This window comes from Rhodophyticola sp., from assembly GCF_965284195.1.
GTDB lineage: Bacteria > Pseudomonadota > Alphaproteobacteria > Rhodobacterales > Rhodobacteraceae > Rhodophyticola.
In genome coordinates this window covers 901,976-927,674 of the sequence record NZ_CBDIRM010000001.1, presented here as the reverse complement: position 1 = coordinate 927,674, position 25,699 = coordinate 901,976, and the positions used below count along the sequence as shown (strand labels likewise).

Annotated in this window: 22 protein-coding genes and 1 tRNA gene; 7 read left to right on the top strand and 16 right to left on the bottom strand. The window is 65.9% G+C overall.

All coding sequences use genetic code 11. From position 1 onward, the window contains the following. Positions 1 to 8 precede the first annotated feature (8 nt). The 5 genes from ACQ651_RS04645 to ACQ651_RS04625 form a co-directional block, all read right to left on the bottom strand. Entirely contained in the window at positions 9 to 2,360 is a 2,352-nt protein-coding gene (locus ACQ651_RS04645) for an ATP-binding response regulator (RefSeq protein ID WP_430448540.1), read from the bottom strand. A gap of 127 nt (positions 2,361 to 2,487) precedes the next feature. After that, entirely contained in the window at positions 2,488 to 3,660 is a 1,173-nt protein-coding gene (locus tag ACQ651_RS04640) for an RsmB/NOP family class I SAM-dependent RNA methyltransferase (protein WP_430448538.1), read from the bottom strand. Positions 3,661 to 3,691: 31 nt separating this feature from the next. After that, positions 3,692 to 5,146: an IMP dehydrogenase gene (guaB, locus tag ACQ651_RS04635; protein ID WP_227285537.1), complete on the bottom strand. Its 1,455-nt coding sequence runs from the start codon at positions 5,144 to 5,146 to the stop codon at positions 3,692 to 3,694. Between the two features lie 107 nt (positions 5,147 to 5,253). Then, entirely contained in the window at positions 5,254 to 5,970 is a 717-nt protein-coding gene (locus tag ACQ651_RS04630) for an RlmE family RNA methyltransferase (RefSeq protein ID WP_227285536.1), read from the bottom strand. A gap of 133 nt (positions 5,971 to 6,103) precedes the next feature. Beyond that, positions 6,104 to 7,261, bottom strand: a complete 1,158-nt coding sequence (locus ACQ651_RS04625; RefSeq protein ID WP_430448537.1) for a Ppx/GppA phosphatase family protein — start codon at positions 7,259 to 7,261, stop codon at positions 6,104 to 6,106. Positions 7,262 to 7,497: 236 nt separating this feature from the next. On the opposite strand from ACQ651_RS04625, the gene ACQ651_RS04620 reads away from it, so the two are divergent. From ACQ651_RS04620 to ACQ651_RS04595, 6 genes are all read left to right on the top strand, one after another. Beyond that, a complete protein-coding gene (locus tag ACQ651_RS04620) occupies positions 7,498 to 7,809 on the top strand; it encodes a virulence factor (RefSeq protein ID WP_227285534.1) in 312 nt (103 codons plus the stop codon). 34 nt (positions 7,810 to 7,843) lie between these two features. Further along, on the top strand, positions 7,844 to 8,773 hold the full coding sequence (locus tag ACQ651_RS04615) for a methylenetetrahydrofolate reductase (RefSeq protein WP_227285533.1): 930 nt from the start codon (positions 7,844 to 7,846) through the stop codon (positions 8,771 to 8,773). Positions 8,774 to 8,785: 12 nt separating this feature from the next. After that, positions 8,786 to 9,751, top strand: a complete 966-nt coding sequence (locus tag ACQ651_RS04610) for a methyltetrahydrofolate cobalamin methyltransferase (RefSeq protein WP_121898030.1) — start codon at positions 8,786 to 8,788, stop codon at positions 9,749 to 9,751. 129 nt (positions 9,752 to 9,880) lie between these two features. Continuing rightward, positions 9,881 to 10,570: a hypothetical protein gene (locus ACQ651_RS04605; RefSeq protein WP_375552577.1), complete on the top strand. Its 690-nt coding sequence runs from the start codon at positions 9,881 to 9,883 to the stop codon at positions 10,568 to 10,570. A gap of 41 nt (positions 10,571 to 10,611) precedes the next feature. Continuing rightward, the gene (locus ACQ651_RS04600) at positions 10,612 to 12,651 is read left to right on the top strand and encodes an ASKHA domain-containing protein (protein WP_430448536.1); all 2,040 of its coding nucleotides are present in this window, start codon (positions 10,612 to 10,614) and stop codon (positions 12,649 to 12,651) included. Positions 12,652 to 12,705: 54 nt separating this feature from the next. After that, positions 12,706 to 12,779, top strand: a tRNA-Gly gene (locus tag ACQ651_RS04595). A 33-nt stretch (positions 12,780 to 12,812) separates the two neighbouring features. Here ACQ651_RS04595 and pgi read toward each other — a convergent pair. From pgi to ACQ651_RS04555, 8 genes are all read right to left on the bottom strand, one after another. Further along, positions 12,813 to 14,420 carry a glucose-6-phosphate isomerase gene (pgi, locus tag ACQ651_RS04590; protein WP_430448534.1) on the bottom strand — a complete coding sequence of 536 codons (1,608 nt, stop codon included), beginning with the start codon at positions 14,418 to 14,420 and terminating at the stop codon, positions 12,813 to 12,815. Positions 14,421 to 14,441: 21 nt separating this feature from the next. Further along, positions 14,442 to 15,116, bottom strand: coding sequence for a 6-phosphogluconolactonase (gene pgl / locus ACQ651_RS04585; protein ID WP_430450308.1), 675 nt, complete (start codon positions 15,114 to 15,116; stop codon positions 14,442 to 14,444). Next, on the bottom strand, positions 15,116 to 16,567 hold the full coding sequence (gene zwf, locus ACQ651_RS04580; RefSeq protein ID WP_227285529.1) for a glucose-6-phosphate dehydrogenase: 1,452 nt from the start codon (positions 16,565 to 16,567) through the stop codon (positions 15,116 to 15,118). The genes pgl and zwf overlap by 1 nt, the downstream gene beginning before the upstream one ends. Before the next feature lie 239 nt (positions 16,568 to 16,806). Then, positions 16,807 to 18,018: a 4Fe-4S double cluster binding domain-containing protein gene (locus tag ACQ651_RS04575; RefSeq protein ID WP_430448532.1), complete on the bottom strand. Its 1,212-nt coding sequence runs from the start codon at positions 18,016 to 18,018 to the stop codon at positions 16,807 to 16,809. Further along, entirely contained in the window at positions 18,015 to 18,974 is a 960-nt protein-coding gene (locus ACQ651_RS04570; protein ID WP_430448530.1) for an agmatinase, read from the bottom strand. Before ACQ651_RS04570 ends, ACQ651_RS04575 begins: the two co-directional genes overlap by 4 nt. Positions 18,975 to 19,020: 46 nt before the next feature. Next, on the bottom strand, positions 19,021 to 19,617 hold the full coding sequence (locus ACQ651_RS04565; protein ID WP_121898293.1) for an HNH endonuclease: 597 nt from the start codon (positions 19,615 to 19,617) through the stop codon (positions 19,021 to 19,023). Positions 19,618 to 19,818: 201 nt separating this feature from the next. Further along, positions 19,819 to 20,493: an alpha/beta hydrolase gene (locus ACQ651_RS04560; protein ID WP_430448528.1), complete on the bottom strand. Its 675-nt coding sequence runs from the start codon at positions 20,491 to 20,493 to the stop codon at positions 19,819 to 19,821. Then, complete coding sequence (locus ACQ651_RS04555; protein ID WP_430448526.1) at positions 20,490 to 21,110, bottom strand: DNA-3-methyladenine glycosylase family protein; 621 nt, start codon at positions 21,108 to 21,110, stop codon at positions 20,490 to 20,492. The genes ACQ651_RS04560 and ACQ651_RS04555 overlap by 4 nt, the downstream gene beginning before the upstream one ends. A gap of 114 nt (positions 21,111 to 21,224) precedes the next feature. Here ACQ651_RS04555 and ACQ651_RS04550 point away from each other — a divergent pair, with 114 nt between their 5' ends. Continuing rightward, on the top strand, positions 21,225 to 22,457 hold the full coding sequence (locus ACQ651_RS04550; protein ID WP_121898039.1) for an MFS transporter: 1,233 nt from the start codon (positions 21,225 to 21,227) through the stop codon (positions 22,455 to 22,457). Between the two features lie 31 nt (positions 22,458 to 22,488). Here ACQ651_RS04550 and ACQ651_RS04545 read toward each other — a convergent pair whose 3' ends face one another. The 3 genes from ACQ651_RS04545 to cimA are packed head-to-tail and all read right to left on the bottom strand — an operon-like array spanning position 22,489 to position 25,579. Next, positions 22,489 to 23,259, bottom strand: coding sequence for a squalene/phytoene synthase family protein (locus ACQ651_RS04545; RefSeq protein ID WP_227285524.1), 771 nt, complete (start codon positions 23,257 to 23,259; stop codon positions 22,489 to 22,491). After that, positions 23,256 to 23,963: a class I SAM-dependent methyltransferase gene (locus tag ACQ651_RS04540; RefSeq protein WP_430448524.1), complete on the bottom strand. Its 708-nt coding sequence runs from the start codon at positions 23,961 to 23,963 to the stop codon at positions 23,256 to 23,258. Before ACQ651_RS04540 ends, ACQ651_RS04545 begins: the two co-directional genes overlap by 4 nt. Continuing rightward, complete coding sequence (gene cimA / locus ACQ651_RS04535; RefSeq protein ID WP_430448522.1) at positions 23,960 to 25,579, bottom strand: citramalate synthase; 1,620 nt, start codon at positions 25,577 to 25,579, stop codon at positions 23,960 to 23,962. Before cimA ends, ACQ651_RS04540 begins: the two co-directional genes overlap by 4 nt. Between the last annotated feature and the right edge of the window lie 120 nt (positions 25,580 to 25,699).

Genomic DNA, 25,699 nt, shown 5'->3' with positions numbered 1-25,699 from the left:
GCGCTGGCTCAATGCAACTGGCGCTGCACCGTCGCCGTCAGATCCGAGAGGGAGAACGGCTTGGGCAGGAAGACGGAATTCGGGATCTCTTCACTGGTCTTGTCCAGCGCGTTCTCCGCATAGCCCGAGACGAACACGACTTTCACACCAGGCCGGTCCTTCAGCGCAAGGCGCACCCAGCTTGGGCCGTCCATTCCGGGCATCACCACATCGGTCACGAAGACATCCACTGAGAGCGCCGAATCGCGCAGCGTTTCCAGCGCCTCCTCCGCATTTTCCGCCTCCAGCACCGTATATCCGCGCAGCCGCAGAGCGCGGGAGGCGAAGGCGCGCACCGGGGCCTCGTCTTCGACCAGCAGAACGACCCCGTCACCCGGCGCGGCCGGACCGGTATCCTGCTCCGGTTCGGGCGTTTCCGGCTCTGCCGGCGCGGGCGGCTGTGCTAGCTGCTCCGGAACCGCCGCCGCCGGACGCTCCGATGGAACGGGTGTCTCCTCAGCCGCCGGATGGTCATGGGCCGGACAGTAGATCGTGAAGGTCGTGCCCTTGCCGATCTCGCTGTCAACGAAGATGTAGCCGCCCGTCTGCTTGATGATCCCGTAAACCATCGACAACCCAAGGCCCGTGCCCTCGCCGACGCCTTTCGTGGTGTAAAACGGCTCGAATATCCGTCTGACCTTGTCGGGGGGGATCCCCGAGCCCTCATCCCGGACCGTGATCGAGACATATTGCCCGGGCGGCACCACCGCCTCATCCCGGCTGAGCGCTTCGCGGAGCCGTACCATCCGGGTCTCCACATGGATCGCGCCGCCATCGGGCATTGCATCGCGCGCGTTCACCACAAGGTTCATCATCACCTGATCGAGCTGGCGGGAATCGGCCCGGATCGGCAGCAGGGCCGGGTCATGGGACAGATGCAGTTGCACCTTTTCGCCCACCAGCCGGTTCAGAAGATGGGTGAGGTCGCCCATCGTGTCGCGCAGGTCGAGAAGCTCGGGCTGCAGCGTCTGTTTCCGGGAGAAGGCCAGCAATTGCCCCACCAGGCTGGCCGCGCGGTTGGCGTTCTGGTTGATCTGCACGAGATCCCCGTAATCCGGATCGCCCTGATCGTGGCGCAGCAGCAGCAGGTCGCAATGCCCCGTGATCGCGGTCAAGAGGTTGTTGAAATCATGGGCCACGCCACCGGCCAGTTCGCCGATGGCCTGCATTTTCTGGCTCTGGACGAATTGCTGCTCCAGCGTCTTCAACTCGGTCGCGTCATGCATCACCGCAAGCAGCGACGGGCCCTTGCTCGTGGCGATGCGTCCAAGGGTGATCTGCAGGAAGCAATCCTCGTCCCGGCGTTTGGCGCGCACCACCTCGGGCCGGTTGGGAATGCGTTCCTCCAGCGTGTCGCGGATCCAGTCTTCGACGGGGCGGCCAAGCCCCTCCACGAGGTTCGACAGAAACGGCCCCTCCCCGGGCGAGAGGCCCAGAAGCGTCTGCGCATGCTGGTTGAAGGCCAGAACCTCGCCATCGCTGCCGATATGGACAAGCGCGACAGGCAACGCCTCGAACGCGCGGGCCGCCACGCCCTCATCCCCGATGCTGCCACTGACGCAGGCGGGCACCAGATAAATCTCGCGCCGCCCATCGCCGGCCTTGATTTCGACCGGGGTCACGTCGATCGTGCCCGTTTCGGTCCGCAGGGTCCGCCGCTGGCCGGAGATCAGGGGCAGTTGCCTGAAAACCTGCGACAGGCTGCGCGCGCGGCGCCCAAGCGTGTCGCGCATCGCATCGTTCATCGACAGGATCGTGTCATTCTGGCTGACCACCATCATCGGCAGGGCGATGTGATCGCCGCTGCGATTGGTGCTCTCGACGCTTTCATCCAGCCGCCAGAGCGTTCCCTTTCCGACGCGATAGGCCGTAACCCGGACATGGCCCTTGCGGGTCACGACGGTTTCCCGCGCCATCCTTGTGCGCGACAGGGCGGTCTCCTGCCGGAACACCACCGCCGGCGCATTCGCAAGCAGGCCGCTGAGCGCGCGCGACATGGGCTGGCCCGCGCGGTCTCCGAACCGGTCCGTCGCGGAGATGTTCTGGGCAAGAACCAGCCCCTGTTCGTCGGTGCAGAAACATGGCGCCGGATCAAGCTCGATCAGCGAAATCGCCTGTATCAGCGCGCGACGCTCTCCGGATTTTCCAAGATAGGTCTTCGCCATCAGCATCAGCGCCAGAACCACGATCGAGCCGGCCGCGGCAAAGAGCAAAAGCGCCCCGAGGGCGGAGGGCACGAACCAGCCGGCTGCGGCGCATATCGCGGCCATACCGAACAGCAGCCATGGCTGACGCGGGGCCGTTCCGAGGGGAGCCCGCATCTTGCCGGGCTCCAAAGCCTGATCCGCCACAGTCAACCTCCAATCCGATTCGGTGTCTCCCATTTCGCAATCAAATGCTTAAACGGGTCTTAAAATCGGCGTGCGACCGCCAGCTTTTCCTAAATTTTTAAGCTGTTGAGGTGGCCTGCGTCAACTCGGCCATGAAAAACCCGTCCGACGCGGTCAGCGGGGTCTCGATATGCCGCCCGGTCAGAACCCAGCCGGGCGTGCGGGCAAGGAAGGCTTCAACCTGTTCCTCATTCTCCGACTGCAGGAGCGAGCAGGTCATGTAGACAAGCGATCCGCCGGGACGAACCAGCCGGGCGGCCCGATCCAGAATATCGGATTGCAGTCGCCGCAGATCCGCCAGCCGCTCCGGCGTCAGCCGCCATTTCGCTTCGGGATCGCGCCGCCATGTCCCGCTGCCGGAGCATGGAACATCCGCAAGCACCAGATCGAACGGGCCCGCGCCTGTGAGCGCGGATGTTTTCCGTGCAATCAGCCGAACCCCGGCGCGGCCCGCCCGCGCGGGCAGATCGGCCATGCGCACCGGATTGGCGTCATGCACTGATATCTCCGCATCGGATCGGGCGGCGATGGCCAGCGCCTTTCCGCCGCCGCCCGCGCAATAGTCGAGAATGCGCCCGTCCACCGGCCAGTCCACCGCCGCGCAGGCCCGCTGTACCGACAGATCCTGCAGTTCCACCAGCCCATCAAGATAGGCCTGCGTGTGGCGCACACCGCGCGCGCCGGAGATCACCTCGATCGCGGTCTCGCATCCCGGAACGGCGCGGGCCCCGATCCCGCTTGAAGTCAGCAGCGCAACCGCTTCATCTACCGTGGTTTTTCTAAGGTTGGCCCGCAGATACACAGGCGCGCGCTGCCCCATGGCTCGCGCCAGATCAGCCAGGTCGGCGCCGAAGCTTTGCCGCAGCGCGGGCGACAGCCAGCCGGGCAGATCGGCCAGAACATCCGGCGCCGGCGTGGGGACCGAGGCTTCGGTCGGGCTCAACGCGGGCGGCGCGAACCCCTGTCCGGTGAAGATCGCCTCCGGGGCCAGACCGTTCAGCCGGATCAGACCAAGCACAAGGCCGCGGCCGGTCTCCGCCCCGCCAAGCGCCGCACAGCGGCCCTTGCAGCGCAACACGTCGAACACATGGTCGCGCACGGCGGCACGGTCTTTCGATCCGGCATATCGCGCGCCCCGGGCCCACCCGGTCAGCGCCTTTTCCACGGGCACATCCTGCAACCAGCGGTCCAGAACGGTCATCGCGGCGGCATATCGCGCCTCGGGGGTCACCTGATCACATCAAGACTGGCCGACATCATACTCAGCTCAAACGATAATTGGGGCTTTCCCGCGTGATCTGGACATCATGCACGTGGCTCTCCTTGAGGCCCGACCCGGTGATCCGCACGAAACGGCAGCCCTGACGCATCTCGGCCACCGTCGCACTGCCGGTATAGCCCATGGCGGCGCGCAACCCGCCGACCAGCTGGTGGATCACGGCGCCGGCGCTGCCCTTGTAGGGCACCTGCCCCTCGATACCTTCAGGCACCAGCTTGTCACTTGCGGCATCCTTCTGAAAATACCGGTCGGCAGAGCCCCGGGCCATCGCGCCAAGCGACCCCATGCCCCGGTAGCTCTTGAAGCTGCGGCCCTGATACAAGATCACTTCTCCGGGGCTTTCGTCGGTCCCGGCGATCATGCTGCCCACCATCGCGCAATGGGCACCCGCCGCGATCGCCTTGGCAAAATCGCCGGAATACTTGATGCCGCCATCGGCAATCACAGGCGTACCCGTGGCGGCGGCCGCCTCGGCGCAATCCATGATCGCGGTCAATTGCGGCACGCCCACGCCGGCCACGATCCGCGTTGTGCAGATGGAGCCCGGCCCGATCCCCACCTTGACCGCATCCGCGCCCGCGCCGATCAATGCGCGCGTCGCTTCGCCCGTCGCGACGTTGCCGGCCACGACCTGCACGGCGTTGGAAAGCTTCTTGACCCGCTCCACCGCGTGTCCCACGCCTTCGGAATGCCCATGGGCCGTGTCGATCACGATCAGGTCGCATCCCGCATCGATCAATGCCTCGGACCGCTCGAACCCGGCATCGCCCACCGTCGTCGCCGCGGCCACGCGCAGTCGCCCCAGCTCGTCCTTGCAGGCCGAGGGGTTCAGAACCGCCTGTTCGATATCCTTGATCGTCAGAAGCCCGGTCAGGCGGCCGGTCTTGCTCACGACCAGCAGCTTTTCGATCCGCCGGGCCTGCATCAGGCTGCGCGCGGTGGCCAGATCGGCGGGCTCTTCCAGCATCGCGAGATTGTCGGAGGTCATCATCACCCGCACCGGCGTGCTGTCATCGGTCGCAAAGCGCATGTCGCGATTGGTCACGATGCCCAGAACGCGCCCGGCCTCGTCCACCACCGGAAACCCGGTGATCCGATAGCGTTCCTGCAGCGCCTTGGCATCGGCGAGCGTCTGGTCAGGCTTCAATGTGATCGGGTTGTAGACCACGCCGCTTTCGAACCGCTTCACGCGCCGGACCTCGCGCGCCTGCGCCTCGATATCCAGATTACGGTGGATCACGCCCATGCCGCCGGCCTGCGCCATGGCGATCGCCATGCGCGCTTCGGTCACCGTGTCCATGGCGGAGCTGAGAAGCGGGATGTTCAGGGCAATGGACGCGGTCACCTTTGTCCGCGTATCGGCCGTGCTCGGCAACACCGACGAGGCGCCCGGCACAAGCAGCACGTCGTCGAAGGTAAGGGCCTCACGAATCTCCATCACGCGACCTCCTGGGGGAGTTTCCGTTGGCATGCTGCTATCTCATGGGGCGCGCCGAAGGGAAACCCCCAAATCTGGTACGCGGCGGCTTTGGCGAAATTGCCGCGTCACTCCACATCCTCGGCAGGCTTGAACCCGGTGGCGACGACGAATTTCTCCGAACTGTCGGCACGGCTCGCCGCGGGTTTCACGTTGGCCACCTTGGTGAACCGCTGCTTGAGCCGTTTCTGCAACGTCCCCTCGGCGCCACCGGCCAATACCTTGGCGACGAAGGTGCCGCCCTCCTCCAGCACGTCGAAGGCCAGCTCCGCTGCCGCCTCACACAAGGCGATGATCCGCAGATGGTCGGTCTGCTTGTGCCCCGACGCCGCCGCCGCCATGTCGCTCATCACCACATCGGCCTTGCCGCCAAGCCAGGCTTTCACCTGCGCGTCCGCCCCGTCTTCCATGAAATCGAGCTGGTGGATCTCGGCCCCGGCAATCGGCTCGACCGGCTGCAGGTCAAGCCCGATGACCCGGCCCACCGCCTTGCCCGGGCGGTCGCCCAGGGCGTTGACCCGCTTCACCGCCACCTGACACCAGCCACCCGGCGCGCATCCCAGATCGACCGCCCGCGCACCGGGCACCAGAAACCGGTACTTGTCGTCCAGTTCGGAAATCTTGAACGCCGCGCGCCCGCGATATCCCTCCGCCTGGGCCCGTTTCACATACGGGTCGTTCAACTGCCGTTCGAGCCACAGGGTCGAGCTGAGCTTGCGCCCCCGCGCGGTCTTCACCTTCACCCGCAAATCGCGCTGCCCGCGCCCGCTTGTGCCCTTCGCCATGGTGCGCTTGAGCTCCTTGCCTCAGTGTTTCAAAAATCATCCCGCCGGAAACCTCGCGGCCGAACCGCGCGCGCGTCCCGCCCCGGTGCAAGACGACCCTCGCCGGATCCCGGGCAAGGCCCGGGCGCCATTCCTATAGCGGACCATCCTCCAGAACACCATCGGAGGACATCTGCGCATAAAGCAGCCCCTCCCGCAGGCCCCTGTCGGCCACGCTCAGCCGGTCCGTGGGCCAGGCCCGCAGCAGCGCCTGCAGGATCGCCGCGCCCGACATGATCAGGGTCTGCCGGTCCCGTCCGATCCGGGGGTCCTTGCGCCGGCCTTCGGGGCCGAGGCTCAGATATCCCTGAATGACCGTGTCGATCTGGTCGGAGGTCATCCGGAGCCCGTCCACCTTGTTGCGGTCATAGCGCCGCAGGCCCAGATGGCTGGCCGCCACGGTCGTGACCGTCCCGCTGGTGCCGATGATCTGGAACCCCTCGCGGGCCTGGTCCGCCGCATCGTCATAGGGCGAGAACTCCGCAAGCTGCTCCTCGAAATACCAGCTCATGAGCGCGAAGCGCGCGCTGTCGTCGGTCACGTCTGAATACATGTCCTTCAACGTCGCCACGCCCAATGGCACGGAAATCCAGTCCACCACCTTGGCGCGCGGAAAAACCGTATCCTCGTGATCGAAGCCCTGATGCAGCCGCATGATCGCGCGGGGGCGTTCCAGCGCGGGCACCCGGCTCAGATCGATCCAGACAAGCTCGGTCGAGCCGCCGCCGATATCGACGACCAGCAATTGCTCGGTCCGGGTGGACACCAGCGGCGCGCAGGACACCACAGCCAGCCGCGCCTCCTCCTCCGGCTCGATGATCTCCAGCTCCAGCCCCGTGTCCCGCTTGACCACATTGATGAAATCGCGCGCATTGACCGCACGCCGGCAGGCTTCGGTCGCCACCAGACGCGCGCGGCGCACATCGTGCTGGCCAAGCTTGCGCTGACAGATCTTCAGAGCGCCGACCGCGCGCGCCATGGAGCTTCGCGACAGCCGGCCCGACGCTTCCAGCCCATGGCCCAGTTGCACGGATTTCGAGAATGAATCCACCACATGCAGCTGATTGCCCTTGGGCTGCGCAATCAGCATGCGACAGGAATTGGTGCCCAGATCCAGCGCGGCATAAAGATCCGCAGGATCGGGGCGATTGTCCGCAGCGGGTTTCCGTTCGTCAGGCGGGGCCGCCACCGGGCTGACCGGGGCGACGGGTCTGGGGAACGGGCCGCCACCGTGAACACGCTTGCGTGACATCGGCCCCTCCGAATGATCAAGTTGTCCCGAATGTAGCGGCCCGGTCGTGAACTCACAATGCTCTTGCTCGCCCTCAACATCATCATGAGAATTATGACGGCCCGCGGCGCTGGCCTGAGCCCGCCTCAGCGCCTAAGGTTCGGCCGGGGTCGTTCCGGCCCCAATTGATGTCGAAAACAGGCCCGGTGGGCAGGTCAGCCGCCCATATGGTGACGGCCAGAGATAAGGATTCGCCCATGCCCGCCGTCACCATCGTTTACTGGCGTGATATCCCGGCCCAGATCATTGTGGGCAAGGGACGGCGCGGGTCCAAGGCCCCCCTGCCCGAGCGGTTCGAACAGGCAATCGACCGCTGCGCGATGAAGGTCGGCGCCAAGGACGATGACGCGTATCTGGCCGACTGGCGCAAGGCCGCGCCGTTCGAGGTCGAGGGCGAGCCGGACGAGATCGCGGCGGCGCAAGCCGACCTTCTGGACCGAACCTATGATCAGGATCGTCTGAAAACGCTGATCGCCAATGACGGATGGGAAAGCGGCAAGGCCGCGTGATCCCATGCGCCCGACATCACCCCTGGAGAGATTGATGGCCCTGTTGAACTTCAAACGCACTTCCGCCGCAATGCCCGCACCGCCGGTCAACCCCGAGCTGGAGGCATTTCTGGACGGCTATTCGATCGAGGTGATGCCGCGCACCGCCGAGAAGGTCGAGGATTTCCGCGCGCTCCTGCCCGAAGGCACCCGCGTCTACATCGCCCATATCGAGGGTACACCGATTGACGACATGGTGGCGACCGCCGCGCGTCTGGCCGCCGATGGCTATGCGGTCATGCCGCATTTCCCGGCTCGCATAATCGCAGACAAGGCGACGCTGGCCGACTGGATCGCCCGCTACCAGGGCGAGGCGGGAGTCGATCAGGCGCTGCTTCTGGCCGGCGGCCCGCCAAAGCCCGTCGGGGCGTTTCACAGCTCCATGCAGTTGATGGAAACCGGTCTGTTCGACAAGGCGGGCTTCAGGCGTCTGCATGTCGCAGGCCATCCCGAGGGCAACCGCGACATCGACCCCGACGGCGGCGATGCCATGGTGATGGAGGCGCTGCGCTGGAAACAGGATTTCGCCGACCGCACCGATGCGGAGATGGCGCTAGCCACGCAATTCGCGTTCGAGGCCGCGCCGGTGATCGCATGGGCCGACCGCCTTTCCGCCGAAGGTATCCGCCTGCCGATCCATATCGGCATCGCGGGGCCCGCCAAGCTGCAGACCCTGATCCGCTTCGCCATTGCCTGCGGGGTTGGCCCGTCGCTCGACGTGCTGCAGAAGCGGGCCAAGGACGTCACCAAGCTGCTCTTGCCGTTCGAGCCTCTGGACATTCTGACAAAACTGGCCGCACACAAGGCTGCCAATCCGGATTTCAATATAGAGGCGGTCCATTTCTTCCCCTTGGGCGGCATCAAGACGAATGCCCAATGGGCCATCGATCACGGGGGCGCCTCGACCCGCCCCGCCAATGTCTGAACAGGAATATTCATGACCCGCACTGTCCTTGAGTCCAAATCCAAAACCGTCGTCATCGGCTTTGACGAGCCGTTCTGCGTGATCGGCGAACGGATCAACCCCACCGGACGCAAACTGCTGGCCGCGCAGCTTGAAGCGGGGGATTTTTCCACTGTCGAGAAGGACGCGCTGGAACAGGTGGCCTGCGGTGCGATGGTGTTGGATGTGAATGCGGGCGTCGTATACAATTCCAACCCCAACCCGAACGAGACCGAACCACCGCTCATGGGCAAGATGATCGAGCTTGTTCAGGGGCTTGTGGATGTTCCTTTATGTATCGACAGCTCTGTCCCCGGCGCGCTGGAAAAGGGGCTTGAACTGGCCGAGGGCCGCCCGCTTCTGAACTCCGTCACCGGAGAGGAGGAGCGGCTGGAGGCGATCCTGCCGCTCGTGAAGAAATATAACGTGCCTGTGGTTGCGATCTCGAATGACGATACCGGCATCTCCGAAGACCCGGATGTGCGCTTCGCCGTCGCCAAGAAAATCGTCGAACGGGCCGCCGATTTCGGCATACCGGCCCATGACATCGTGGTCGACCCGCTGGTGATGCCCGTCGGCGCCATGGCCACCGCCGGGCGGCAGGTGTTCACGCTGGTGGCGAAGCTGCGCGAAGAACTGGGCGTAAACACAACCTGTGGCGCATCGAATATCTCTTTCGGCCTGCCCAACCGCCACGGTATCAACGCCGCTTTCCTGCCGATGGCGATCGGCGCGGGAATGACCAGCGCCATCATGAACCCGGTACGTCCGGTGGAGATGGAGGCGGTGAACGCCGCGAATTTCCTGATGAACCACGATCCCAATGGCGGCAAATGGATCGGCTTTGCCAAGGTTTTGGAGGCCGTGAAGGAGGGCATGCCCTTCCCCGAGGCGGCGAAGGCCGCGATTGCATCAGGTGCGGGCCGCAGCGGGCGCCGTGGCGGGCGCAGACGGGCGTGAGCGGGTCGGATCGGCCAGCCGGGCCGGTCTTGCGGCCCGGAAACCGCATGTTGACCAAACCAGACCAAGGGCGGAACACTCCGCAGAACGCAGTCGCGGAGAGAGCATGCCCCCTCGCCAACCCGGTCGATGACCGATCCGCCACGGGATCTGACGCCGCCGCCCTGGCGCGTGGCGTTGCCGCGTCTGGCTTTGCGCTGTGCGGTCGTGGTCGGGGCGGCCCTTCTGCTTCTGTCGCTCTACGATGTCGCGATGACGCTCAGCGACCGGCTGCCCGAAACGGACCGTTGGGCGACACAGATCGTCCTGACCGGCGGCGTCCTGCTGCTTTATGCAATTCTGATTTCCGTGCCCTTCGTGCCGGGGGTGGAGATCGGTCTGGCCCTGTTACTGATGCGCGGCGCGGAGATTGCGCCGGCGGTCTATCTCGCCACCGTCCTCGGGCTTCTGCTGGCCTATCTTCTGGGCCGCTATCTGCCGATCACCGTCATGCACCGGCTGTTTCTGGATCTGCACATGACTTCGGCCTGCCGGATGATCGCGGAGATCGCGCCGCTTGGCGCCGACGCGCGGCTGGCATTGCTGAGGCGGCGCCTTCCGCGATGGGCGGCACCGTGGTTGCTGCGCTATCGCTATCTGACGCTGGCAATGCTTTTGAACCTGCCCGGCAATGCCGTGATCGGTGGCGGCGGCGGGCTGTCGCTTCTTGCGGGTCTGAGCCGCGTGTTCCGGCCCCTGCCCCTCGCTCTCACCTTGTGTCTTGCCGTGGCGCCGGTGCCGCTTGCGGTCTGGCTGTTCGGCGCGGAATTTCTGGGCTAAGACACGCTGCCCTCTAACCCGAAGACATACAGGCCATCCAAATGTCCAGCGATCCCCTAGTCATCTTCACCCCCTCCGGCAAACGCGGGCATTTCCCCGTGGGTACGCCCATTCTAACCGCTGCCCGGCAGCTCGGTGTCGATCTGGATTCGGTTTGCGGCGGGCGGGGTATCTGCTCCAAATGCCAGATCGCGCCTTCGTTCGGCGATTTCCCCAAGCATGGCGTCACAGTATCGGAAACAGCCCTGTCGGACTGGAACGCCGTCGAAGAGCGCTATGACCGGATCCGGGGCCTGAAGCAGGGGCGCAGGCTTGGCTGCCAGGCCACCGTGCAGGGCGATGTGGTGGTCGATGTCCCGCCGGAGTCGCAGGTTCACCGGCAGGTCGTGCGCAAGGCGGCCTCTGCCCGGCCGATCACGATGGACCCTGCCACGCGGCTTGTGCTGGTCGAGGTGCAGGAGCCCGACATGCACGAACCCTCCGGCGATCTGGAGCGGGTGCAGGATGCGCTGCGCGATCAGTGGAGCATCGAACATGTGCACGCGGGCCTGCCCGTTCTGCGCAAGCTCCAACCGGCGCTGCGCAAGGGCGAATGGAAGGTGAGCCTCGCCCTCCATACCCCTGCGAATATGGAACAAACCCGGATCCTCGATGTCTGGCCGGGCTTTCACGAAGGTGGCCTTTACGGGCTGGCGATCGATCTGGGCTCCACCACGATCGCCGCGCATCTGTGCGATCTGGTCACCGGGGAAGTTCTGGCCTCCTCCGGGCTGATGAACCCGCAGATCCGCTTCGGCGAAGACCTGATGAGCCGCGTCTCCTATGTCATGATGAACCCCGGCGGCGATGTCGAGATGACCAATGCGGTGCGCGAGGCGATCAATACGCTGGCCGGCGAAATCGCCGCCGAGGCGCAGGTCGACCCCGCCCTGATCATGGAGACTGTGGTCGTCTGCAATCCGGTCATGCACCATCTGCTGCTTGGCATCGACCCGGTGGAACTGGGTCAGGCGCCTTTCGCGCTGGCAACCTCCGGCAGCCTCACCCTGCCCGCCCGCGATCTGGACCTTAACGCGCTGAATGCGGAGGCGCAGGTGTATCTGCTGCCCTGCATCGCGGGCCATGTGGGGGCCGATGCCGCCGCCGTGGCACTCAGCGAGGCGCCCGACAAATCCGAGGATCTGGTGCTGATCGTCGATGTCGGCACCAATGCCGAGATCCTTCTGGGCGACAGGACCCGGGTTCTTGCCTGCTCCTCCCCCACCGGGCCCGCCTTCGAGGGAGCGCAGATCAGTTCCGGCCAGCGCGCCGCCCCCGGTGCCATCGAACGGGTGGAGATCGACCCGGACACCAAGGAGCCCCGCTTCCGCGTCATCGGCTCCGACCTGTGGTCCGACGACCCCGGATTTGCCGAGGCGACGGCGGCCACGGGCGTGACCGGGATCTGCGGCTCGGGCATCATCGAAGCCGTGGCCGAGATGCGGATGGCGGGGCTTCTGGACGCCTCGGGCCTGATCGGCTCGGCCGCGCAGACCGGCACGACGCGCGCGGAGCCCGAAGGGCGGACCCATGCCTATCTGCTCCATGACGGAACGGCGGATGGCGGCCCGCGCATCACCGTGACCCAGGGCGATATTCGGGCCATCCAGCTGGCGAAATCGGCCCTCTACGCGGGCGCGCGCCTGCTGATGGACCAGCTTGAGGTCGACACGGTCGACCGCGTGGTTCTGGCCGGGGCGTTCGGTGCCCATATCAGCCCGAAACACGCTATGGTTCTGGGCATGATCCCCGACGCACCGCTGGACAAGGTCACAAGTGCCGGCAACGCGGCCGGTCACGGCGCCCGCATCGCCCTGTGCAACCGGGCCGCTCGTACGCAGATCGAACAAACCGTCGGACGGATCCACAAGGTCGAAACCGCGGTGGAGCCCAGATTTCAGGAGCATTTCGTCGCCGCCAATGCGATCCCCCACGCCACCGATCCGTTCCCCGAACTTGCCAAGGTCACAACGCTGCCGGCCGTGGCCTTCGGCGCAAGCGGCGGATCGGATGGCGGCAGACGCCGCCGGCGCCGGTCCTGAGCCGTTTCTGCAATTGACGCCCCTGGCGGCTTTGAGTATCTCAACGGTCTGAGCGCGGGTATGGTGAAAAGGTATCACGCGAGCTTCCCAAGCTTAAGTTACGGGTTCAATTCCCGTTACCCGCTCCAAGGCCAGCCGCGATTGGACTACAGATCAGGCCGCTATAGGCTGCCGGTGCGAACGGCGCGGGCAAGCTGCCTTGTGGAGGCGTCCTTCTCGGCCCCGTCGACCTCCCCGCTCAAGACGGGCTCCAAGGCCAGAGCCAGTTCCTTGCCCAGTTCCACGCCCCATTGATCGAAGGAATTGATCCCCAGGATCACGCCCTCGACAAACACCCGATGCTCGTAAAGCGCGATGATCTGGCCCAGAACAAAGGGTGTCAGCCGCTTGTAAAGCAGGGTGGTGGACGGCCTGTTTCCGGGAAAGACCCGGTGGCGGGCCTGACGTTCCAGCTCGTCGCCCGACAGCCCCTTGCCCGCCATCAGCGCCCGCGCCTCCTCCAGCGACCGGCCCCGCATCAGTGCCTCGGACTGGGCGAGACAATTGGCCGCCAGCAACCGGTGCTGATGGGCCAGATCGGGCTCATGTCCCTCGGCGGCCAGCAGAAATTCACACGGCACAATCCGGGTTCCCTGATGGATCAGCTGATAGAACGCATGCTGCCCGTTGGTGCCCGGCTCGCCCCAGACAATCGGGCCGCTGTCGCGCGCCAGATCGGTGCCGTCCATCGCGACGCGCTTGCCGTTGCTCTCCATTTCCAGTTGCTGAAGATAGGCGGGCAAACGCGCCAGACGCTGATCGTAAGGCAGCACCGCGCGAGTCGCATGGCCGCAGATCTGGTTGTGCCAGATCCCCACCAGCGCGAGCAGCACGGGCAGGTTATCCGCAAGATCGGCCTCTCGGAAATGGGTATCCATCGCGTGGCCGCCGGCGAGCATCTGGCCGAACGGCTCGGGCCCAACCGCCAGCATCACCCCAAGCCCGATCGGCCCCCAGAGTGAATACCGCCCGCCAACCCAGTCCTCGAAACCGAAAACACGCGCCGGCGGGATACCGAACGCACCGGTCTTGTCCGTGGCGCTCGACACGGCCGCGAACTGCGTCGCCGGGTCTGCGACTGTTCCGGCCATCCAGTCCCGCGCGGTCCGTGCGTTGGTCATCGTTTCGATCGTCGTGAAGGTCTTGGAGGCCACGATCACCAGCGTGCGCGCCGGGTCCAGCCCCGCCAGCGTGTCATGGATATGCGCGCCGTCGATGTTGGAGACGTAATGCAGCCTCGGCCCGTCCGCCCAGGGCGCCAGGGCCAGGGTCGCCATGGCCGGGCCCAGATCGGAGCCGCCGATCCCGATATTCACCACATCGGTATAGGTGCCGCCCTGCCCGACAAGACCGCCATGGCGCACCGCATTCGCGAAATCGGCCATGCGCGACCGGGTCTCCAGCACGCCGGGCATGACGTCCCGGCCATCCAGCTCGACCACCCCGCCGGGCGCCCGAAGCGCGGTGTGCAGCACCGCGCGCCCCTCGGTCTCGTTGATCCGCGCGCCCGCGAACATCGCGTCGCGACGGTTCTCCACCGACCGGCTTCGGGCCAGCTCAAGAAGAAGCGACATCGCCCCGGCATCCAATGCGGTTTTCGAGAAGTCGAAAAGCAGCCCGTCGACCCGGCGCGAAAAGGTCTCGGCCCGGTTCTCGTCCGCGAACAGATCGAGGATCCGGAGGCCCCCATTCGCGTCCCGATGGTCCTTCAGCTCATCCCAGATGGTCATCCGCGCATCCCTTCCGCCGGTTCATTTCGCCCAATGCACCACCGCATCCGACCAGACCGCCCGGATCGGCGCCTCCGTCGCATTCAGATGCGCGGCACGTTCCAGCGCGGCGCGTTTTTCATCTCCGAGAATGACGATATGTTTCGACAGCGCGCCGTTGAGCACCGGCGCGGTCAGGGTGACGCGCGGCTCTCCGGCTGCATCGGCGCGCATCGGCATCAGGATCGGCGCGTCGGAGGCAAGGGCATCGGCCAGACGGTCGGCGCCCGGGAACAGACTGGCTGTATGCATATCCGCGCCCATGCCCAGCACCAGAACCGAGATCGGCAAATGCCCGTCGAACGCGGCCGCCAGTTCCTCCATGACCGGTTCGGGCTCCGGCGAGGACGTGTAGAGCGGGATGAGGTTTGCCGCCGAAGCCTTTGATACCAGAAGCCTTTCCTTCAGAAGCCGCGTGTTGGAGCGCGGGTTGTCCTCGCCCACCCACCGTTCATCGTTGAGAAACACCGCCACCCGGTTCCAGTCCAGCGCCTGTTCGCTCAACACATCGAAAATCGGGCCCGGCGTGGTGCCACCGGGCACACAGAAACTGGCGGTCTCATGGCGGCGCAGGCAATCCGCCAACTCTCCGGCCAGTGTATCGGCCAGATCCAGCATCATCATGTCCCGGTCCGGATATTCGACCAGTTCTCTCATCATGCGATCTCCCGCCAGCGCCGCCCGTCCTTGTGCATCAGGATCAGCGCATCTTCCGGCCCCGCACTGCCGGGCGCATAGGGCAGCGGCCGGTCGCCCCGCTCGGTCCAGGCCGCGATGATCGGATCGGTCCAGGCCCAGGCCGCCTCCACCTCGTCGCCGCGCATGAAAAGCGTCTGGTTGCCACGGATCACATCCATGATCAGCCGCTCATAGGCGTCCGGCACATCCGCCGCTTCGGGCCCGAGCGCATCGGCAAAGCTCATGTCCAGCGGGACATCCACCAGACGCATGCCCCCGGGGCCCGGTTCCTTGATCGTTACCCGCAGATCCATGCCCTCATCCGGTTGCAGGCGGATCGACAGCACATTCGCCCGGCCGCCTGCATCCGCATCGAAAATGGAATGCGGCGGCTCCTTGAACGTGACCACTATTTCCGAGTTCCGCGCCTTCATCCGCTTGCCCGTGCGCAGATAGAACGGCGTTCCGTTCCAGCGCCAGTTGGCCACATGCACCTTCAGCGCGATGAAGCTTTCCGTGCGGCTTTCGGGGTTTTCCACATCCTCCAGATAAGAGGGCTCGCCGCCTGCCGCCGTATACTGGCCGCGCACGATATCGGCCTGTCCCAGAGGGTCCAGTGCCCGGATCACCTTCAGCTTCTCGTCGCGGACGGCATCGGGCCCGAACCTGCTTGGCGGCTCCATCGCCGTCAGGCACAAAAGCTGCATCAGATGGTTCTGCACCATATCCCGCATGGCGCCGGATTTGTCATAATAGCCGCCGCGCCCGCCAACACCCACCTCCTCGGCCACGGTGATCTGGACGTGATCGATATACTGGGCATTCCAGAGCGGCTCGAACAGAACATTGGCGAAGCGGACGGCCATCAGGTTCTGAACCGTCTCCTTGCCGAGGTAATGATCGATCCGGTAAATCTGCTGCTCGTCGAAATGCTCGGCCAGCGTGGCATTCAGGGCCCTGGCGCTGGACAGGTCACGGCCAAACGGTTTTTCCACAACGATCCTACAGTCTTCGCAGGAAATGTTGAAGCGTTGCAACCGCTCCGCCAGATCGCCGAACAGACCCGGGCCGACCGAAAAGTAAAACGCCTGGACGACATCGCCGCGCATCATTCCGGCCAGTTCGGGCCAGCCGCTGTCGCCACGGGCATCGACGGGTATGTAGTGCAGCTGCGCCAGAAAGGCGTCGATCGTCTCGGGCTCGCGCTTGGCCTCGGTCACGAACTCGGTGATCGCCTCGCGCACGAAATCGCGCCAGGCATCGCTGTCCTGCTCGGTGCGCGCGGCCCCGATGATGCGGAACCCGTCCGGCACCTGCCCCGCCCAGAACCGGCGATAGAGGCCAGGCAGGATCTTGCGCCGCGCCAGATCGCCCGTGCCGCCGAAAATCACCAGATCGAACGGATCTACCGGTATGACGCGAGAAACCATGTAATCTCCTCAGGTGCTGAGCCGAACTCGGCGTATGGTGTTAGCGCTAACGAAACCCTATCCGGCTCATACAGGCCCCGGTCGGCTTAGTCTAGCAAACTGGAACGGCACCACAATGCCGGAGCATTCGCGGGCGGATGTTTTCCGGCCCCGACGCGGGCGGGCCGCAAAGACCGCAAGCCGCACGCCCCCGGACGCCCTCGCCCTCGGCCTCGTAACCCAAGGAAAATGCCGGAGTGTCAGTACCCCCGCGCCCACCATTGGGAGGGTTTCAGCCGCGCCCGTTTGCCCCGGCGGGTCTCCCACCAACGGGCAAGTTTCACCCCCGCCGCGCCCATATGCCCCCGCGCCAGCCATCGCCAGAGCCGGTCTGCCGTGCGGGTGTAATCCCGGTTGAACGGGCAGACCCGCATGCAGATCGCGCAATCTGTCTTGATCTTGGTCCAATAGCCGAAACAGGCCTCCGCGTTCGAAGACCATTTGCGCACCCCGCGCAGCGTCGACGGCGATCCGGCGGCCACCTCTTCCCCGAAATCGGGGGCGCCGAAGGGCAGCGCCTTGACCGGGCAGGCCGCCGCACAGGCGGTGCAATCCTGACAGTAATGCGCCATGCCAAGGGGTTTCACCGCGTCCAGCGCCATATCCAGGTTGGTGAAGATCTTCGAAAACCGGACCCGCGGCCCGAATTCCGGCGTCAGAACCATCTGGTTGCGCCCATACTCGCCAAGCCCCGCCTTCACCGCATAGGGAATGACCAGCGCGGTGTCGTTCATGCTCGCCACCGCCTCATACCCCAGATTGCGGATATAGGCGGCCATCTGCATCACGATGGCGGCCTCATGGCTGTATTCGCGCCCCGTCGCCGCCCCGGCCAGCGCGCTTGGATAGGTCTCCACCAGTCCGAAATCCATCGCGTGGCCCATCACGATCACATGGGTCAGCCCAGGCGGCAGATCGTTGGGCACGGGTTTCATCTCACGCACATCGGGCCTGTCCGCATAATGCCAACGCAGGTCGATGGCCGTGATCCCCACCAGATCGGCCCCGAACAGCCGCGCAACCCGCTTGATGTTCGCCGCCGCATCCGCGGGGCTGCCCAGATCCGCCTGAATATCGGCCACCGGCACGGAGGACCGTATCGGCGCCTGAAACCCCTCCCGCTCCCCCTCGGCCGCATTGCGTTCCGAAATCATGTCCGAGATCAGCCAGCTTGCGTTTCTCAGCGCGAAATCGGCCTGGGTGAAGCCATCGCCACAGCGCGGCGCGGCCTCCATCCGGTAACTGGCGAAGAACGCGTCGCTATCCTTGCTCCGCACCCGCTTGTCCCAGAAGGCGCGGGTGAAGATGTCGTTCATCTGCGAAAATCTCCGGAAATCCGCGCTGATGTCGAACCCGGCCGCCCGGTCACTTTCCAGCAGATGCTCCGGCGTGCGGTTCTCGGGCCAGCTCATGCGGGCGCCATCACGCATAACAGTTCGAACAGCACCGACGCGCCCAGCCAGGCCGTGCCGCCCGACGGGTCGAAGGGCGGCGAGACCTCCACCAGGTCGGCGCCGATGATGTCCAGCCCCCGAAGCGCCCGCACACACTGGATTGCCTGAAAACTCGCCGGGCCGCCCACCTCGGGCGTGCCGGTGCCCGGCGCATAGGCCGGGTCGATGAAATCGATGTCGAAGCTCAGATAGGCGGGCGCGGTGCCGACGACGGCCCGCGCCTCCTCCATCACCGGGCCGAAACCGCGATCGAAACACTCCTCGATCGGGACGATGCGAATGCCGTGGCGATGCCCGAAATCGAAATCCTCGGTGTCATAGGCCGTGCCGCGCATGCCGATCATCACGGTCCGCTCAGGCGCGATCAGGCCTTCGGTCACCGCCTGCCGGAACGGGTTTCCATGGGTCAGCGTCTGGCCCCCGAAATAGGGCGGATAGAGATCGGTGTGGCTGTCCAGCAGGATCAGGCCGAAGGCTTCCCCCCGCGCGGCTTTCAGCGCCCTCAGCACGGTCAGCGTGCAAAGATGGTCGCCCCCCACCATCAGCGGCCGGATGCCGTGTGCCAGAACTCCGGCGATGAAGGTTTCGGCATTGCCAAGCGCCTCGTCCTGATCGACGGGGCTCATTGCCACATCTCCCAGATCGGCGCACTGCATGGCGGCGAACGGCGTCTGGCCCGTGGCACGGTTCATTGCGCGGATCATGGTGGAGGCGTCGCGCAGGGCGCGCGGCCCATGGCGCGCGCCGGGCCGGTTCGAGGTGGCCCCGTCCCACGGCAAGCCGAAGAACCCCAGATCCACCTCCGCCCGGCGCGGGTCCTCCGGGCCCAGATATGGCAGGCGCATGAAGGTGGGCACGCCGGCATAGCGCGGCAGATCGGCCCCCGAGGGCGGGATGAAGAACGGATCGGACATGACGCCTCCTTTTCGGCGGGAAGCTAACAGCGCGCCGATGCCCCTGTCACGCGTCCAGTTCGGCATCCCAGTAGAGGAAATCGAGCCAGCTTTCATGCAGGTGGTTGGGGGGGAATTTGCGCCCCATGTTGCGCAACTCCTCCGAGCCGGGCTGACGCGGCGGCTTGCGCAGCGACATGCCCGTCTGTCGCAGGCTTCTGGAGCCCTTCTTGAGATTGCAGCGCGAACAGGCCGCGACCACGTTTTCCCAGCTCGTGATCCCGCCGCGGGCGCGTGGCACCACATGGTCGAAGGTCAGATCGCCCCGGCCGCCGCAATACTGGCAGCTGAATTCGTCCCTCAAAAACAAATTAAAGCGCGTGAAGGCCACGCGCTTTTGAGGTTTCACATAGTCTTTCAGAACCACGACCGAGGGTATTCGGATCACCGTTGTCGGGCTGCGCACGACCTCGTCATATTCGGCGACGATCTGCACCCGGTCCAGATATGCGGCCTTCACCGCGTCCTGCCATGGCCAGAGAGACAGCGGATAGTAGGAGAGCGGCCGGTAATCGGCGTTCAGCACCAATGCCGGGTTCTGCTTGAGGCCACCGGCCTCGCGCACGAAACTGGTTCGGAAATCGCCGTCGCCTGCCAGTATCATCCGCGCCTCCATTCCCATGCCAGCCGCCATTCCAAGCCTTGCGTCGGGGGCACCCACTCCGGCCATGCGCTGACTATATATAGGCTTCCGCCTCTTACAACCCCCGCAATATGCTGTGGCTGCCGCCTGAAGAGATACCTGCGCTCCCTGACAGAATTGTGACGTTATCCACAGCTTTTCCGATACCGGCCCGCCCGGGGCTCAGCCCGGGTTCTCAACCCCGAACCGGTCCCGCAGAAAGGCAAGCGCGACGCTCAACCCGTCGGGCGCGATCCCGTGGCCCGTGCCCTTCATGATATGGGCATAGACATCGAACCCCGCGCCCTGAAGCGCTTTGGCGGCTTCGGGCAGGGATTGCGGCGGCACCACATCGTCCGCATCGCCATGGATCAGCAGAACCGGCGGGCGCATCCTGACCTCGTCGGCAAGCAGTTCGGGGCCCAGAAGACGCCCCGAAAAACCCACGACACCGGCAAACTCGGCATCCCGGCGCGGCGCCACATGCAGGCCCATCATCGTGCCCTGGCTGAACCCGACCAGCGCCACGCGCTCGGCTTGCAGGCCTTCCTCGGCCATCACCGCATCCAGAAACGCGTTGAGATCCTCGACCGCGCGGACCATCCCCTGTTCGGCCTGCTCCTCCGAGGAGCCGTCGATCCACGGGATCGGGAACCATTGAAAGCCCATCGGGTTCATCGCCGATCGTTCCGGCGCATCGGGGGCCACGAACACGGTGTTCGGCAAATGATCGGCCAGCGGGTCCGCCAGTCCCAGCAGATCCTTGCCATCGGCGCCATAGCCGTGAAGGAATACGACAAGGCTGTCCGCCTGTCCCGATTGCGCGGCCTTGCGGCCGAAATCCAATACCCGCGTCACCTGATCCCCTCTCGATCCTTTGCAACCCGGTAGTAGGCCCAAAGCGCGCGGGCGGCAACCGCGCGCCAGGGCGACCAGGGCTCCGCCATCCGGCGCAGCGCGGCTTCGTCCGGGCGTGCGGCAAGGTCGAAAACCAGCCGCGCGCTTTCCTGCAGGGCCAGATCGCCGGCGGCGAAGACATCCGCATGCCCGAGGGAGAATTTCGCGTAGATCTCTGCCGTCCAGCGCCCGATCCCCGGCACCCGGATCAGCTCGGCCACCACGGCCTCAGGCGCCATCTCGCGAAGGGCCGCGTAATCCAGATCCGCCTCCGCCAGGGCGCGGGCGTAGCGCATCTTGGGCCGGCTAAGACCAACGGCTTTCAGGGTGGCATCGTCGGCGGCACGCACGGTGCGCGCGTCGTTCAGGCCCGCCGCCTCGATCCGCGCCCAGATCGCGGCCGCCGACGCGGTGGAGACCTGCTGGCTGACAATCGCGCTCAGGAGGGCCGCGAATCCGTCCCCGCGCAGCCGCAGCGGCAAGGCCCCCACGGCATCCAGAACCGGCCCGAACCGCGGCTCCAGCGCCACCAGCGCCGCCGCGCCCCGATCCAGATCCTGCCTGTTCCGAATACGCATCGCACCCTTTCTTCCGGCCAGAGATATCGCGCACAACCGGTCCGACACCGGTCGGAGCATGCTGGAAATCACATAGCGCTGGACCCCGCACAGGCTCTGCGATACGCCTCTGTCATGACTGATGCAACGGCCCCCGACATCGTGATCGACGACGCGCGCGCCCGGCGAAATGTGGCCGTGCTTGTCGGCGCTCAGGCAATACTGGGCAGCCAGATCACCATGATCTTCGTGGTCGGCGGCCTAGCCGGGCTGATGATTGCCCCCTCGCCCGCGCTGGCGACATTGCCGATCTCGCTCATCGTCTTCGGCTCGATGACGACGGCGCCCTGGCTCTCGGCGGTGATGCAGCGGTTTGGCCGCAAGACCGGCTTTTTTCTCGGCGCGGTCGGCGGGGCCATCGGCTCTCTCATCGCGGCGACCGGGCTCTATCTCGACAGTTTCCCGATGTTCCTCGTCGGGTCCTATTTCACCGGCATCTACATGTCCGCCCAGGGCTTCTACCGCTTCGCCGCCGCCGATACCGCGTCCGAGGCGTTCCGGCCCAAGGCGATTTCCTACGTCATGGCGGGCGGGCTGATCTCGGCCATCATCGGCCCGCAACTGGTCAAGGTCACCAACGATCTGACGGTGGTGCCGTTTCTGGGCACCTATGCCGTGGCGATGCTCATCAACCTCGCCGGGATGGCGATGTTCCTTTTCCTCGATCTGCCGCCCGCGCCCAAGCCGCGCCCCGGTGCCGCCGCCATCCGCAGCCGCACGGCCTTGCTGAAAGACCCGCGCATCGCGGTCGCGGTGATCTGCGCGATGGTGACCTATGCGCTGATGAACCTGATGATGACCTCGACGCCGCTTGCGGTGGTCGGCTGCGGCTTCACCACCGGGAACGCGGCCGATGTGGTCACCGCGCATGTGATCGCGATGTTCGCGCCGTCCTTCTTCACCGGCCATCTGATTGCGCGCTTCGGGGCGACCCGTATCGTGGCCATCGGCCTGCTTTGCCTCGCGGCGGCGGGTGTGGTCGCGCTGACCGGGGTGGAGCTTTACCAGTTCTTCGGCGCGCTTGTTCTGTTGGGCATCGGCTGGAATTTCGGCTTCATCGGCGCCACCGCCATGCTGCAGGCGGCCCATGAGCCCGAAGAACGCGGCCGGGTGCAGGGGATGAACGATTTTCTGGTGTTCGGCTGCGTGACGCTGGCCTCTCTCAGTTCGGGCGTCCTGATGAATTCGGGCGGCACGGATGTGGTCGCCGGCTGGACGGCGGTCAATATCGCGATGATCCCGTTTCTGACGCTTGCGGGCGGCGCGCTGATCTGGCTGTCGCTGCGGCCGAAATCCGAAACGGCCTGAGACAGCGCCCGCTCCGCTTCCCTGCCTGGGCTCACCAGCGCCCGGTTGCCGAAACCCAGATCAGCCGCGCGCGCCGGGCGAACTCGCTTTCATCCAGCTTGCCCTCGATCACGCGTTCGGGCAGGTCGCGGGCCGCCCTCAACGTCCCTTCCGCCCGCCAGCCTGCGTAAAGTGCCGCGGCAGCGTCGCGGCCGACGGCAGCGCGGGCGGCGCGCGCCCGGGTCAGTTCCGCCAGACCGCGCGCGGCCAGATCCCGCACGCCCTGCGGCGTTCCGTCCAGAAGCGGCACCCGCCCCCGCGCCTCCAGTGCCGGCACGGCCCGCAGCAGGGCCGCCACCCCGCTTGCAAACCCGTAAGCGCGGATCGGCGCTTCGGCCGCATCGGTTGCGCCAAGCGCCCGCGCCGCGGCCCAGATCAGATTGCCGCTCGTGGCCGCGATATAGTCGTCGAAATGCGCCTGATCCTCGAACGCGTCCTTGTAGATATCCCACCGCCGCGCGGCCACCAGCGCATCAAGAAGACCGGCATCCCCCGGGCGCACGGCCGCGGCAAGGGGGGCCGCGACCTCATGGGCGCGGGGCGCCCTGCCCGCGGCCAGTTCCTCCACCACATCGCGCCAGAATTGCAGCCGCATCTCGGCGATCATCGGCTCTTCGGTGACCCAAGGCGCGCGGCTCACCTCCACATTGAACGCATAAAGCGGAAACAGGACCTGCCGCGCCGCGGGCGGCGCCGCCATCGCGGCAAGGAACCGGTCCGGGTCGGCGCGGCGGACGATCTCGGCGCAGGCCTCCAGCGTCATGCCGGGCGCACCACGGACAGCAGGTAACCGGTTTCGCGCGCGTGGGCGCGCCAGGCGGCAATCTCCCGCTCCGCCTCCTCCAGAACCTGCCGCAACTCCGCATCCGCGCCGGGTTTCAGGGCGGCAATCCGTGCTTCCATCGGGCGATAATAGCTTTCCCAGGCCACGTCCGACAGCCGCCGCGTGCCGAGTGTTTCATAACCGACGGCCCAGATCTGACGAGCGATCTCGTGTGCGTCGCGCACGTCATACCCTTCCCAAAGCGCGCGCGCGCCGTCCGACGGGGCCGCGCTGAACAGGCAGGGTTCGGAAAACGCCACCGCACCGCCCGGCCTCAGCGCGTCGCGCCAGCCCCGCAGCGCCGCTTCGATGCCCAGAAAATAGACCGCGCCGGCGCACCAGATCAGATCGAACCGGCCCTCCAGCGCCGCCATATCGCCGACCCGGAGCGTCACCCGCGGGTTGCCCTGAAACCGCTCCCGCGCGGCCTCCACAAACGGCGCATGGGCATCGATCGCCGTCACATGGCCCTCGGGCGCGGCCCTGAGCAGCGCGCCGATATCGCCGCCCGGGCCACAGGCCGCATCGCAGATACGCGCATCGGGGCGCGCGCGCGCAACCGCCGCGGCCCAGGCCACATCGGCGGTTTCGCCCGGCCCTTCGCGCGGCAGATCCGCATGCAATCTGAAGAAGGCCGCATTCATGACCCCATAGCCCCGTCACGCACCAGCTTCCACATCACCGCATCCAGCAGCGCCTCGAACGAGGCATCCACGATATTGGCCGAAACGCCCACCGTGGACCATCGCCGCCCTTGCCCGTCCTCGCTGTCGATGATGACGCGGGTCACGGCCTCCGTCCCGCCCTGGGTGATGCGCACCTTGAAATCCACCAGCCGGATATCGTCGATATAGCTCTGATAGGGGCCCAGATCCTTGGCCAGCGCCTTGGCCAGCGCGTTCACCGGGCCCCGGTCGCTGCCGGTCTCGTCCATCGACTCGCTAACCGACAGCATTTTCTGATCGCCGATCTTCACAACCACCACGGCCTCCGACAGGCTGACCATCCGGTCGTATTTGTTCTTCCGCCGCTCGACCGTGACCTTGTAGCGCTTCACCTCGAAAAACCGCGGCATCCGGCCAAGGATACGCCGCGCCAGAAGCTCGAAACTGGCCTGCGCGGTGTCGTAGGAATAGCCCTGATCCTCACGTGCCTTGATCTCGTCGAGGATGCGCGGCAGGGCCGCATCGCCGGATGCCACCTCCAGCCCCGCCTCGGCCAGACGGCGGCGCAGGTTGGATTGCCCCGCCTGGTTCGACATCGGCACGATCCGCGCATTGCCCACGGTCGCCGGGTCGACATGCTCATAGGTCGTGGGGTCCTTCAGGATCGCGCTGGCATGCAGCCCCGCCTTGTGCGCAAAGGCCGAAGCCCCGACATAGGGCGCCTGCCGGTGGGGCACGCGGTTCAGGATATCGTCCAGCATACGGCTGATCCGCGTCAGCCCCTCCAGCGCCTCCGGCGCGACGCCCGTTTCATAGCGGCTGGCATAGGGCTCTTTCAGAAGCAGGGTCGGGATCAACGTCGTCAGATTGGCATTGCCGCAGCGTTCGCCCAGACCGTTCAGCGTGCCCTGGATCTGCCGCGCGCCGGCCTCCACTGCGGCCAGGCTGCCGGCCACGGCGGTTTCGGTGTCGTTATGGGTGTGGATGCCAAGCCGGTCACCGGGGATGCCCGCGGCGATCACCGCTTCCGTCACCCGGCGGATGTCATCGGGCAGGGTTCCGCCATTGGTGTCGCACAGCACCACCCACCGCGCCCCGGCATCAAGTGCGGCCCGCAGGCAATCGAGCGCATATCCCGGGTCGGCACGGTAGCCGTCGAAGAAATGCTCCGCGTCGTAAAGCGCCTCCCGGCCCTGAGCGGTCAGATGCGCGAAGGATTTCGAGAGATTGTCGAGGTTTTCCGCAAGCGAGATGCCAAGCGCGGTTTCCACGTGGAATACATGGGATTTGCCCACCAAACAGACGGCAGAAGTGCCTGCATTGAGGACACCCGCCAGCACCTCGTCATTCTCCGCCGAGCGGCCCGCGCGCTTGGTCATCCCGAATGCCGTCATCGTCGCCCGGGTGTTCGGCGCGGTCTCGAAAAACGCGCTGTCAGTGGGGTTCGCGCCGGGCCAGCCGCCTTCGATGTAATCAACCCCGAGCCTGTCGAGCGCTTCGGCGATGCGGATCTTCTCCGGCGTGGAGAACTGCACCCCTTGCGTCTGCTGCCCGTCGCGGAGAGTGGTGTCGAAGAGGGAGAGGCGGTCTTTCATAGATCACCCCCTCCCTCTGCGCGCCGATATTCACCCTCTTGCCGGTTCGCCTGCGAACCGGCTTGCGCCCGACCCGCCCCCCCGGGGCGGGCGCAAGTGCGCCCACCCCGCGTGCCGGGC